Origin of the sequence: Clostridioides sp. ZZV14-6150, assembly GCF_020657875.1 — a bacterium.
Classification (GTDB): Bacteria; Bacillota; Clostridia; order Peptostreptococcales; family Peptostreptococcaceae; genus Clostridioides.
This window is the reverse complement of sequence record NZ_JAGWDA010000008.1, coordinates 172,045-184,660: the sequence shown is the minus strand read 5'-3', so window position 1 is coordinate 184,660 and position 12,616 is coordinate 172,045. Positions and strand designations below refer to the sequence as shown.

General features: G+C 29.0%; 10 protein-coding genes. 8 read left to right on the top strand and 2 right to left on the bottom strand.

Translation table 11 applies throughout. The features are described 5' to 3' along the window. Positions 1-152 precede the first annotated feature (152 nt). Positions 153-1,604, bottom strand: a complete 1,452-nt coding sequence (locus tag KGF41_RS11405; RefSeq protein WP_227829458.1) for an aminoacyl-histidine dipeptidase — start codon at positions 1,602-1,604, stop codon at positions 153-155. 169 nt (positions 1,605-1,773) lie between these two features. On the opposite strand from KGF41_RS11405, the gene KGF41_RS20895 reads away from it, so the two are divergent. The 5 genes from KGF41_RS20895 to KGF41_RS11385 all read left to right on the top strand — a co-directional run bounded on the left by KGF41_RS20895 (position 1,774) and on the right by KGF41_RS11385 (position 7,797). Continuing rightward, positions 1,774-1,899, top strand: coding sequence for a hypothetical protein (locus tag KGF41_RS20895; protein WP_255287811.1), 126 nt, complete (start codon positions 1,774-1,776; stop codon positions 1,897-1,899). A gap of 27 nt (positions 1,900-1,926) precedes the next feature. Then, positions 1,927-4,305, top strand: a complete 2,379-nt coding sequence (locus KGF41_RS11400; RefSeq protein ID WP_227829459.1) for an endonuclease MutS2 — start codon at positions 1,927-1,929, stop codon at positions 4,303-4,305. 21 nt (positions 4,306-4,326) lie between these two features. Then, positions 4,327-4,743: a DUF523 domain-containing protein gene (locus tag KGF41_RS11395; RefSeq protein WP_227829460.1), complete on the top strand. Its 417-nt coding sequence runs from the start codon at positions 4,327-4,329 to the stop codon at positions 4,741-4,743. A gap of 177 nt (positions 4,744-4,920) precedes the next feature. Continuing rightward, the gene (gene argS / locus KGF41_RS11390) at positions 4,921-6,621 is read left to right on the top strand and encodes an arginine--tRNA ligase (protein ID WP_227856669.1); all 1,701 of its coding nucleotides are present in this window, start codon (positions 4,921-4,923) and stop codon (positions 6,619-6,621) included. Between the two features lie 252 nt (positions 6,622-6,873). Further along, complete coding sequence (locus KGF41_RS11385; RefSeq protein ID WP_227856668.1) at positions 6,874-7,797, top strand: hypothetical protein; 924 nt, start codon at positions 6,874-6,876, stop codon at positions 7,795-7,797. 4 nt (positions 7,798-7,801) lie between these two features. Here KGF41_RS11385 and KGF41_RS11380 read toward each other — a convergent pair whose 3' ends face one another. Beyond that, complete coding sequence (locus tag KGF41_RS11380; protein ID WP_227433457.1) at positions 7,802-8,008, bottom strand: hypothetical protein; 207 nt, start codon at positions 8,006-8,008, stop codon at positions 7,802-7,804. Positions 8,009-8,142: 134 nt separating this feature from the next. Between KGF41_RS11380 and KGF41_RS11375 the strand changes: the two genes are divergently transcribed. The 3 genes from KGF41_RS11375 (at position 8,143) to KGF41_RS11365 (ending at position 12,305) form a co-directional block, all read left to right on the top strand. Continuing rightward, positions 8,143-9,897, top strand: coding sequence for a B12-binding domain-containing radical SAM protein (locus KGF41_RS11375; protein WP_227856667.1), 1,755 nt, complete (start codon positions 8,143-8,145; stop codon positions 9,895-9,897). A 17-nt stretch (positions 9,898-9,914) separates the two neighbouring features. Beyond that, complete coding sequence (locus tag KGF41_RS11370) at positions 9,915-11,057, top strand: tetratricopeptide repeat protein (protein WP_227839059.1); 1,143 nt, start codon at positions 9,915-9,917, stop codon at positions 11,055-11,057. Between the two features lie 336 nt (positions 11,058-11,393). Then, positions 11,394-12,305 (top strand): bifunctional enoyl-CoA hydratase/phosphate acetyltransferase, encoded by a 912-nt coding sequence (locus KGF41_RS11365; RefSeq protein WP_227829465.1) that lies wholly within the window; start codon positions 11,394-11,396, stop codon positions 12,303-12,305. Positions 12,306-12,616 lie beyond the last annotated feature (311 nt).

Sequence of the window (12,616 nt, the reverse complement as noted above, 5' to 3'; positions counted from 1 at the left end):
TAATAAAGCCTAATGATGTATGTTATTATCATCATTAGGCTTTATTTCTATAAATTAATGCTAAAATTAAACTTGATGCTAACATTAGTCTTAATTTACAGGGTTAATTTTATATAGATTTACTTAGAATTAAAATCTCTTAAAACTTAGTCTTAATATTGGTTCATAGATTTTAATATTTCAATAACATAATCCCAAACATTAGCAATAGAAGGTATACTAACGTGTTCTTTTGGAGTATGAACATCAAACATATCTGGTCCTATAGAGATAGCTTCAGCATGAGGAAGTTTATCAAGTAATAATCCACACTCAAGACCAGCATGTAGAGCCATAACAGTAGGAACTTTACCAGTTAATTTCTCGTAAGTTTCACTACATATTTTTTCTAATTTAGAACCTTTTTTAAATTCCCAAGCTGGATATTGAGATGTAAGACCATAGTTAGCACCTAAAGCTTGAGCTAAAAGTCTTATTCTATCAGCTATCTCATCTCTAATAGACATAACAGAACTTCTAACAGAAGTTAAGAATTCAATAGTAGATTCTTTAGTTTCAATTATAGCGAAGTTAGTAGAACTTTCAACTAGCCCTTCTATATCAAGACTTACAGATTGAACACCGTGAGGAGTTAAGCTTGACATTTGAATAACTTTTTCTTTGCAGTCTTTAGTAAGAGCTTTAGTTGCAGAAGTTTCAACTACTGAATAAGCCATATCAGGGTCAGAAGTAGTAAACTCATGTTTAAATGCAGTTAAAATATCATTTATTTGTTTTTTAGCAGATTCAACATCAGCTTTATCAACGGCTATTACACACTTAGCTTCACGAGGTATAGCATTATGCTTAGTACCACCATCAACTGAAACCAATTCGTAATCAACATCTAGTACGCTTAATACTCTAGCTATTGCTTTGTTAGCATTTGCTCTTTGTAAAACAATTTCCATACCAGAATGTCCACCTAATAATCCAGTAACTTCAACTAATAAAGCTTGTTTGTCAGCTCCAACTTCTTTGTACTCAACAGGTAGACTAACAACACAAGTTTTACCACCAGCACAACTAACTAACAGGTATCCTTCTTCCTCGGAGTCCATGTTTAAGATATATTGACCTTTGATTAAGCTTGGGTCTAATGCATCAGCACCGTTCATACCATCTTCTTCATTAACAGTAACTAAAACTTCTAATGCTGGATGCTCTAAAGTATTATCTTCTAATATAGCCATACCCATAGCAACAGCGATACCATTGTCAGCTCCAAGAGTAGTTCCAGTAGCGTATATCATATCACCATTAATTCTTAATTTTATAGGGTCTTTAAGAAAATCATGTTCAACATTCTTTTCTTTTTCACAAACCATATCCATATGTCCTTGAAGAACTACTCCTGGACAATTTTCATATCCTTTTGTAGCAGGCTTTCTTATTATTATGTTTAAACTTTCATCTTGGATAGTTTCAAGCCCTAAATTTTTACCAAAGCTAAGTAAATAATCACTTATGCCTTTCTCGTTTCCAGAACCTCTAGGAATTTGAGATATTTTCTCAAAGTTTTTAAAAACATTTTCTGGCTTTAATCCTTCTAATACGTTTCCCATGACTTGTGTTCCTCCTTAATTTATCTATATAAGTAGCTATTTTTATAAAATAAGCTAAAATAAACTCCTTTAAAAAATATTAAAGAAGATTTTTTAACAGATTATATTACAAATAAAGCATGTTTATGTATAATATATAGATAGCTACATACATAGTATAATACAAAATATGTTTAAAATATATCTAAAAGAGAAAAAATATAATAAATTTAGAAATAAAAAAGAAATAAAACTTGCAGTTTTTATTGAAAATGCTTGGAAAGCATACATTTTAGATATTAAAGAAAAAAGTTAAAATATTGAGGATGGTGAATATAGAAAAATGAATGAGAAATCGTTAAGAGTTCTAGAATACAATAAAATAATAGATTTATTAAAGAAGAAAGCCTCATCTTCTTTAGGTCTAAAATATATAGAAAGTTTAGTTCCAAATACTGATTTTGTAGAAGTAAAGTCCATGCTAGAAGAAACTAGTGAAGCTCAATCAATTATTATAAAGAGAGGTTCAGTAGGTTTGGATGGTATTCATGATATAGAAGATAAGGTTAAAAGAGCCTATATAGGTGCATCTCTTGACCCAGGAAGTTTAATTATGATAGCGGATACTTTAAGAGTAGCTAGAAGATTAAAAAATAGTCTGTCTAGCAGTGATGAAGAAGATTTTAATTATCCAATAATACAATCTCTATCAAATTCTCTATATGTATATAAAGATATAGAAGACCAGATATACAATGCGATAATAAGTGAAGTAGAAATATCTGACAATGCTTCAAGTACACTTAGAGATATCAGAAGAAGAATAGCTCAAAAAAATCAATCCATTAGGTCTAAATTAAATTCAATAATAAGTTCAACTACTTATCAAAAATACTTACAAGATGCCATAATTTCTCTAAGAGGTGATAGATTTGTAGTACCTGTAAAATCTGAATATAGGTCGCAAGTAGCTGGTATAGTACATGACCAGTCATCTTCTGGTGCGACACTTTTTATAGAGCCAATGACTATAGTAGAGATGAACAATGAGTTAAGACAGCTAAAATTAGGAGAGCAAGAAGAGATAGAGAGAATTTTATCAGAACTTTCTGCAATGGTTGGAGAAGTAAGTGAAGATTTGATTTCCAATCAAGAGATACTCGGAAGATTAGACTTTGCATTTTCAAAAGGAAAACTTTCTATACAAATGAGAGGTATAGAACCTACATTAAATGAGGATAAATATTTAAATATAAAAAATGGAAGACATCCACTATTAGATAAGAAAAAAGTAGTGGCAAATACTATTTATTTAGGAAGAGACTTCCACACATTGGTAATAACAGGTCCAAATACAGGTGGTAAAACAGTTACAATAAAAACTGTAGGCTTATTTGCGCTTATGACACAAAGTGGACTTCACATACCTGCTGATTATGGAAGTAGTATGTGTGTGTATGATAATGTATTTGCAGATATAGGAGATGAACAAAGTATTGAGCAAAGTTTATCTACATTTTCATCTCACATGACAAATATAGTATCAATACTAAAAAACGTAACAGCAGACTCTTTAGTTATATTTGACGAATTAGGAGCAGGAACAGACCCTGTTGAGGGAGCTGCACTTGCAATAGCAGTATTAGAAGATATAAACTCTGTAGGAGCGAAATGTATAGCAACTACTCACTATAGTGAGCTTAAAAATTATGCTCTTACTAAATCTGGTGTAGAAAACGCAGCAGTTGAATTTGATATAGAAACTTTAAGTCCAACATATAAGTTACTTATAGGTGTTCCTGGAAAATCAAATGCGTTTGAGATTTCCAGAAAGCTTGGACTTAGTGACTATGTAATTTCACGTGCCAAAGAATATATAAATACAGATAACATAGCTTTAGAAGATGTATTACAAAATGTTGAAAAGAATAGAATCAAAGCTATTGAAGATAGAGAAGAAGCTGAAAGACTGAAGGAAGAGATAGAAAGACTAAAAGTAGAATACGACGAAAAACTTGAAAAATTAGTTACTCAAAGAGATAAGATGATTGAAAAGGCTAAATCAGAAGCATTTTCAATAACAAGACAAGCTAAGGAAGAAGTAGACCTTATAATAAAGGAACTTAGAAGTTTAGAACAAGAAAGAGCTTCTAAAGAAAAAAATCGTAAAATAGAAGAACTTAGAAAAGAATTGACTAGTTCTATGGGAAGTCTTCAACCAACAGTAAAAAGTATGATAGTTCCAAAGGTTTCAAGTAAAGAAATAAAAGACCTAAAACCAGGAGAAGAAGTTAAAGTAATAACTTTAAATCAAAATGGTAGTGTGGTTTCTGTAGACAAAAAGAGAAAAGAAGCAGTAGTGCAAATTGGTATAATGAAGATGACTCTACCTTTTAAATCGTTACAAAAATCTCACAAGGATGTTTCAAAAAATGTTACTAAATCAACAAGAAATATCATAAGGGCAAAATCTGGAAATATAAAAAGTGAAGTTGACCTTAGAGGTTTAAATTTAGAAGAAGCTATAATGGAAGTTGAAAAATATCTAGATGATGCATATGTAGCAGGGCTAGAATCTGTAACAGTAATACATGGAATTGGTACAGGAGTGCTAAAAGCAGGACTACAAGATATTTTAAGAAAAAATAGACATGTAAAATCACAAAGAGGTGGCCAGTATGGAGAAGGTGGAGCAGGAGTAACAATTGTTAAACTAAAATAATTTGTATAGGAGCACATTTTTATGATATTAGTATCTGCATGTTTAATAGGAATAAATTGTAAATATAGTGGCGATAATAATGAAAATAAAGAAGTAAAAGAATACCTAAAAGGTAAAGACTTTATCCTTGTATGTCCAGAACAGTTAGGTGGTCTATCTACACCAAGACCACCTGCTGAGATAGTTGATGGGAAAGTAATCACAAAAGAAGATTATAAAGATGTAACAGAAAACTTTGTAAGAGGTGCTGAAGAAACTCTAAAAATAGCAAAGTTATATGTATGTAGCGAAGCAATACTAAAAGAGGGTAGCCCCTCTTGTGGATGTAATCTAGTGTATGATGGTAGTTTTTCAGGTAAAAAAATACCAGGGAAAGGTATTACAGCAAAGTTACTAGAAGAAGAAGGAATAAAAGTTAAGAGTGAAAAAGACTTATAGAAAGTCAATAATGGTATGGATAAAAACTGTAATTATAGTATTTTTAATAGATACAGAAAACATAATTATTAAAGTGTTTTGCCATGTAATGAAATACTTGAAAAAACACGGAATTTGATTTAACATAAAGAGATAAGCACAATATAAACCAGGAACAATGTAGAGAGGAGCAACAAGATGCAAGATTTCAAGGTAGCAATATCAAATTGCCTTAAAGAGAAAATAGAAGAATTGTCGATAGAAGAGATAGAGGCACTTATAGAAGTTCCACCAAACAAGGACATGGGTGACTATGCTTTTCCATGCTTTAAACTAGCTAAAGTATTTAGAAAAGCTCCAAACATGATAGCAAGTGAATTAGCAGAAAGTATAGAAGCTAGTGGAGAGATAACAAAAGTAATACAACTAGGCGGATATGTGAATTTTTTTGTAAACAAATCTCAATTAGCAGAAACTGTAATCAAAAAAGTATTAGATGAAAAAGAAAATTATGGTTGTAGCGATTTTGGAAAAGATAAAACTGTAATAGTTGAATACTCTTCTCCAAATATAGCAAAACCTTTCCATATAGGGCATATAAGAACTACAGTAATAGGTAATGCTCTATATAAGATATATGAATCACAAGGATACAAAACTATAAGAATAAATCATTTAGGTGACTATGGAACTCAATTTGGTAAGTTAATAGTGGCCTTTAAAAAGTGGGGAGAAAAGGAAGTAGTAGAATCTAATCCAATCCCAGAATTATTGAAATTATATGTAAGATTCCACGAGGAAGCTGAACAACATCCAGAAATGGAAGATGAAGCAAGAGCATGGTTTACTAAATTAGAAAATGGTGATGAAGAAGCAAAAGAATTATGGCAGTGGTTTAGAGATGAAAGTCTAAAAGAATTTAGTAGAGTATATAAACTTTTAGATATAGAATTTGATTCTCTAGCAGGTGAAAGTTTCTATTCTGATAAGATGGACAGAGTGATAGAATTATTAGAAGAAAAAAATCTTTTACAAGAGTCTAAAGGTGCAAGAATCGTTGATTTAGAAGAATATAAGATGCCACCAGCACTTATTACTAAGAATGATGGTTCAACATTATATATGACAAGAGATTTAGCTGCTGCAATATATAGAAAAGAAACTTATGATTTTGATAAGTGTATATATGTAGTTGGTTCTCAACAAAACCTACACTTCCAACAATGGTTTAAAGTAATTGAGCTTATGGGATATGAATGGGCAAAAGACTTGGTGCATGTTGGATTTGGTATGGTAGCTCTTGAAGAAGGGACTATGTCAACTAGAAAAGGAAGAGTTGTATTTTTAGAAGATGCATTAAATCAAGCTATAGATAAAACTAAGGATATTATACTAGCTAAAAATCCAAATGCTAAAAATGTAGATGAAATATCTAAACAAGTAGGTGTTGGGGCTGTAGTATTCCAAGAACTATCTAATAGTAGAATAAAAGACTATACTTTCTCATGGGAAAGAACATTGAGCTTTGATGGAGAGACTGGACCATATGTTCAATATACACATGCTAGATGCTGTGCAGTTTTAAGAAAAGCAGAAGAAAAAATCACTTCTGATATAGATTATAGTCTATTGGCTGACGAAGATAGTGCAGAAGTTCTTAGAGTTATAGAATCATTTAATAAAAATATTTTACTTGCTCTAAAGAAGAATGAGCCACACATAGTTACAAGATTTATGCTAGATTTAGCTCAAGCGTTCAATAAATTTTATCATGACAATCCAATTTTAGTGGAAAATTTAGAGATTAGAAAATCGAGACTTGCCTTGGTGCTAGCTACAAAGCAAACTTTAGAAAATTCTCTGAAACTGTTGGGAATGCACGCTCCAGAAAGAATGTAACACAATAAAATGTTGAAATAAAAAGAATAAAATTGAACTTAGTACGCAATTTGTATAACTGTAGAATATAGGGATGTCGAAAACTGATGCTTTACATATAAAAAAGTAGTATCGTATAATAATATATAGATAGTAGATTACAATGATTTTTGTACACTACTATCCCCCTATATATGACAGCTTCTTAACGGGCTGTCTCTTTTTTTTTAATAGCAGGATATTTAAATTAAGTTTTTGAGAAAGGATATATTTATGAATGACGTATTAATAAAAAAAGTCTACACATCTTCTTTTAATAATGGAAGTAAGGCTCTTAAAGATTTAATTATAATAAATACAAAATCCTTAATAGATGATAAAACTCAAAGATGTGTATATATAGACGAAAAGAGATTGAAAGATGAACTTATTTACTTTAGATTTTATGGAGAAAAAATAGGTAATGTCAATTTTTTAAATATTTTATTACCATTAATTTTATCAAATACTAATATTCAAAAAAGTGAAGATGAGGTTGTTAAACTAATAAAAAAATATGTGAGTTACTTTAAAAAAGAAGAATCTTTATTTGATTATTTATTAAGTTCTGTAGCGTATAATTCTATCATGCACAATCTTATAAATAACAGTAAAATTGAATATGTCGAATTACTACAAAATATTAAAGACAAGATAATAGGTTTTTCTATACAATTAGACAAGTCTGATATTGTAAAGTTTCAGATGGCAAGGATAAGCACAATACAATTAATTGATAAATATATTGATTTAAAATATGAAGATTATGATGAAGAAAGTATTCTACCAAGTGTTTTAAATATTTTATATGATATTTATATAGAAAACAGAAATGTAGAAAATCAAGGAATTAAAAGCATAAAAAAATCTATATTATCTATTTTAGGTGAAGAGACTGAATTAAACGAAGATAATATAGATTTTATTTTTTCTATGTCAGAATATGTTGTTAAGTTGAGAAAATATAAAATTGGGGTTAAAATGTATAATAAAAAAATAGACCCAAGTGGTCTTATAAGCCTTGAAGAAGGCGATACTACAATAGACCCCATATTTAATCAAATAACAGTTATGTCGAAAACCTTTAGTGATAATATATTAAGCATAAAGATAAATTCTAAATCAGGTATTTATATATTAAAGTTTAAAAAGGTTTAGGTTACTAGAGATTACTGTTTTTTTCTAAGTAATCCAAAAAATCTTTTTCTTTAGTGTCAGTTAAGAAACATAATTCTTTTACTATATTATTTCTAAGGTCGATAAAATCACTAATTTGGGTATTTTCATTAGTGTATTCAAGAGACTTTATAATAAGCAGTAAATCTCTTTTTGATAAAGAGTTGATAGATACTTTTTCAATTAATTCCATAAAAAACTTCCTTTCCTCATATTACTTGAAATTAATAATCTAATTATATAAATGTTATATAGACTTTACATATACTATTTTAACCTATAAGGGGTACAAAAAGCAGTATAATATTAAAAAGAGGTGAGAAATATTTGAAAATTTTATTAACAACGTTGAATTCTAAGTTTATTCATACAAATTTAGCTATAAGATACCTAAAAGAATTTGTAAGGGATTTAATAGAAGTTGACATGAAAGAATATACGATAAACAATGACTTAGATTATATTTTAAAAGATATATACAAAAATGAATATGATATAATTTTATTCTCAACATATATCTGGAATATAGGAGATATAGTTAAACTTTGTGACAATCTAAAAAAAATTAGACCAAATACTAAAATAGCTTTGGGCGGTCCAGAAGTGAGTTATGATAGCTATGAGGCAATGAAAAAATACGATTTTGTAGATTATATACTTTATGGAGAAGGAGAATTAATTTTTAGAGATTTAGTGCTTCATCTTAAAGGAAAGAAAGAAATAAAAAATGTAGACGGATTGGTATATAGACAAGGAAGCGAGATAATAGCAAATAAACCTATGGAACTTCTTCAAAATTTGGACGAGATTCCTAGTCCTTATGAAAATTTAAATCCAAAGGAATATGAAAATAGAATAGTATATTATGAGTCGTCAAGAGGTTGTCCGTTTAATTGTCAATACTGCTTATCTTCTACCATTCCTGGTCTGAGATATTTCAGCTTAGATAGAATAAAAAGGGATTTAAAAGCTTTAATAGATGCAAGAGTCTCACAAATTAAATTTATTGATAGAACTTTTAATGCAAATAAAAAAGTGGCTATGGAAATTATGGATTTTCTTATGAAAAATGATAATGAATATACAACCTATCATTTTGAAGTTACAGCATATTTGATAGATGACAAGATGATTGAGTTTTTGGCTGACTGTAAAGAAGGGCTTTTCCAGTTTGAAATAGGAGTACAGTCAACAAATGAAAAAACACTTGATGCAGTAGGAAGAAGAGATGATTTTAAAAAGTTATCTCATGTTGTGCAGACAGTAGCATCTTATAGAAATATACATCAGCACTTAGACTTAATTGCAGGACTTCCTTATGAGGATTATGAAAGCTTTGAGAACTCATTTAATGATGTATTTAATCTAGGGATAGAACACTTACAATTAGGCTTCTTAAAGATGATTAAGGGTACAGGTATGAGAAAGGTAGCAGATGAGCATGGATTTAAATATAAGGATTATGCTCCATATGAGTTTTTATACAATAATTATATAAGCTATGAAGAAACATTGAAATTAAAGGATATAGAAGATATACTTGAGAGATACTACAATTCTAAAAACTTTGTGTTGTCCATGAGATATATTATAGGCAGATTTTACAAACAAAGTCCTTTTAAATTTTTTGAAACTTTTGCTAAGTACTTTGATGAAAATGGGTATTTTGACTTGGCACAGGGGAAAAATCAATTATACAAAATATTACTGGATTTCTATAATGAAAAAATAAATATAGACAATGATGTATTTAATGATATATTAAAATATGACTATATTTCGCTAGGTAAGACATCAAATATACCACAGTTTTTTAATAAGTTAGATGTGGATGACTTTAAGAATAGATGTCATGTATTTTTACAAGATAATGATAACTTATCAACATATCTACCTAATTTTGTTGATAAACCAGCAAAACATATAATAAAATATGTTCATTTTGAACCGTTTAAATTTAATATTGTGGATTTAAAAAATAATATAAATACAGAAATAAGAGAAGAAGAAAACATAGTCTTATTTGAATACGATGATAAAAAAATATTTGAGAAATCTAAAACTCATAAAGTAGAAATTTAAGTATTTAGGAGGAAAAAATGGATTTTAAAATAGAAAAATATTTGCTAAAGAAGGCAGAAGAACTAGCTTTTATAACTATAAAGCATGGTGGAGAATTTAAATTAAAGAGTTATGATGTGCCAAAAGGTGGACTAGATGTACCTATAAAAAATGAGGTGCTAGTAAAAGGAATAAAAGAAAAAACTGCTCAAGATAAGTTAAACTCAATGTCTATAGCAGATGCAATGATATATATAATTGGTATAGATAGTAAATTTAAAAACAATGGAGAATATGAAAAGTTTTTAGATGCTTTGGCTAAGGATATTAACTTAGATTTAAAAGCATATATGGGATACATGTCTAGAAAGTACTTTGAGATTGGTGAACATACAGATTCTTTAATATATATAAAAGCATTTATAACTATGTATCCAGATGATTTAGATGCAATGTATAATTATGCAATTGTGTGCCAAGAGATAGCAAAACAATATCAAAAAGACCTAGATGATAAGGCTATGAATGCATTTTTACTTGAAGCGATGGCCAAACTTGAAAAGATAATAGATATTGATAGTGATTTTGCATTAGGTTATTATCATTTAGGTTATCATTATTATAATCAAGGTCAATATTTAAAGACTAAACTGACATGGGAAGATGCATTAAGATTAGGTCTAGATGCTGACTTAGTGGCTGAAATACAAGAAAATTTAGGAAAGATGGATTTTAAAGTACAGTATGAAGAAGGATATACACTTATATTCCATGGTAAGTTCAAAGAAGGATTAGAAAAACTACTGCCATTAGAAGAAGAACATATGGATTGGTGGAATTTACTGTTTATGATAGGACTAGGATATAAGGGTATGGGCGAAATAGAGCAGGCTAAAATGTATTTTGAGAAGATATTAGTAATAAAACCTAAGCAAGTAGATGCTATAGTTGAATTAGGGCTTTGTGAAGCTTCTAAAAATAATTTAGATAAAGCCATAGAGTATTTTGAGCAAGCTGCCAAGATAAAAGAAGACCCAGAAATTCTTTGTAATTTAGGTATGGCTTACTTAAACAATGGTGATATTGATGATGCAACTTACTATATAGAAAGAGCTTATGAATTAAATCCACAGGATGAGATTACGATTGCTTGTTTAAGAGAGCTTGGTATAAACAAGTAAGAATGTTGTTAAACTGTATTAGATTCTATTAGGTTTTATTTTATTAGGTTGGATTTGATGTTAGTGAGTTTTATTTGATGTTATTAAATTTTATTAATTAAGAGTGGTAGAACATTTATTATGTTGTACCACTTTTTTATTTACTTCGTTTGGGAGCTTTTTACCTTTATTTACTCTTTGTAATATTATATTTCATAAATATCTTGAACTTGTAATAATTAAATATTAAAGCAGATTTTAGTTATACAAATTTTTTAGAACATAAAAAATAAATTGAGAAAAGATATATCAAATATGGTATTATTTAGTTAAATATATATAAGGGAGGGGTTACTTTTGATAAAGAAATTAGATGATATTTTAGAGCAGCTTAAAGGAGGAGAAAAAATAGTACTTTCTGTAGCAGCAGCTCACGACAAAGAAGTTTTAATGGCGATAAAGGATGCTGTAGAAAGAAATATAATTACTCCTATATTAGTTGGAAATGAAGGAAAGATAAGAGAAATATCAAAAGAAATAGAATTTGATTTGGGTGGAATTAAAATTATTGACAAGGATGATATTAAAGACTGTGCTGAAATAGCAGTTAAATTAGTATCAAGTAAAGAAGCTGATTTTGTAATGAAAGGCTTATTAGATACATCTGTTATATTAAAAGAAGTGTTAAATAAAGATTATGGTCTTAGAACTGATAGTTTATTAAGCCATGTTATGGTATATGAGTTAGAAAAATACCATAAGCTGTTGATAACTACAGATGGAGGAATGAATATAGCTCCTGACTATGAACAAAAGGCAAAAATATTAAAAAATTCTATAAAAGCAGCAAAATCTTTAGGTATGGAAACTGTAAAAGTTGCATGCTTAGCAGCTAAGGAAAAAGTAAATCCTAAAATGCAAGCTACTGTAGATGCAGATATGTTAGCAAAAGCTTGTCAAGCAGGAGAATTTGGAGATAATGTAATTGTAGAAGGTCCTTTAGCTTTTGACTTAGCAGTTTCAAAAGAAGCTAGCGAGATAAAAGGATTTAAGAGTGAGGTATCTGGAGATGTAGATATTATATTGGTTCCAACAATAGAAGTTGGTAATGGAATAGGAAAAGCCTTTACATATATGGCAGATTCTAAATCAGCAGGTATAATTATGGGTGCAAAAGCTCCTATAGTTTTAGTATCAAGAGCTGATTCACATGAATCTAAATTATACTCTATTGCATATGGAGCTATTGTAGCGAAAAGTATGAAATAAAAACATTAAGTGTGTAAAATAGATGCATTAAAAGATAAAAAGTAGTCATAATATCTGAATTAATGCAATATTAAAAAAATTTTATATAAAAAATAATTATAGCTTCAAATGAATATATACAAATGTTCAATTTGAAGCTATAATTAATATTAAAGTAGGAAAAATAAAAAAATTCAAAAAATTAGTCCAAAAAATGCTATTCTAAGAAGTTTTTACTAATTATGGTATAGGGAGTAAAAATCTGTAACAAGTCCAAAAAAGTAGTGAGAAATAACAAACACACAAATAAGATGTAATATCAAAAAATTGAC

Coding starts and splice junctions, on each gene's coding strand:
- argS (WP_227856669.1), top strand. CDS start 4,921: ATGCAAGATTTCAAGGTAGCAATATCAAATTGCCTTAAAGAGAAAATA.
- KGF41_RS20895 (WP_255287811.1), top strand. CDS start 1,774: ATGTTTAAAATATATCTAAAAGAGAAAAAATATAATAAATTTAGAAAT.
- KGF41_RS11385 (WP_227856668.1), top strand. CDS start 6,874: ATGAATGACGTATTAATAAAAAAAGTCTACACATCTTCTTTTAATAAT.
- KGF41_RS11395 (WP_227829460.1), top strand. CDS start 4,327: ATGATATTAGTATCTGCATGTTTAATAGGAATAAATTGTAAATATAGT.
- KGF41_RS11370 (WP_227839059.1), top strand. CDS start 9,915: ATGGATTTTAAAATAGAAAAATATTTGCTAAAGAAGGCAGAAGAACTA.
- KGF41_RS11405 (WP_227829458.1), bottom strand. CDS start 1,604: ATGGGAAACGTATTAGAAGGATTAAAGCCAGAAAATGTTTTTAAAAAC.
- KGF41_RS11380 (WP_227433457.1), bottom strand. CDS start 8,008: ATGGAATTAATTGAAAAAGTATCTATCAACTCTTTATCAAAAAGAGAT.
- KGF41_RS11400 (WP_227829459.1), top strand. CDS start 1,927: ATGAATGAGAAATCGTTAAGAGTTCTAGAATACAATAAAATAATAGAT.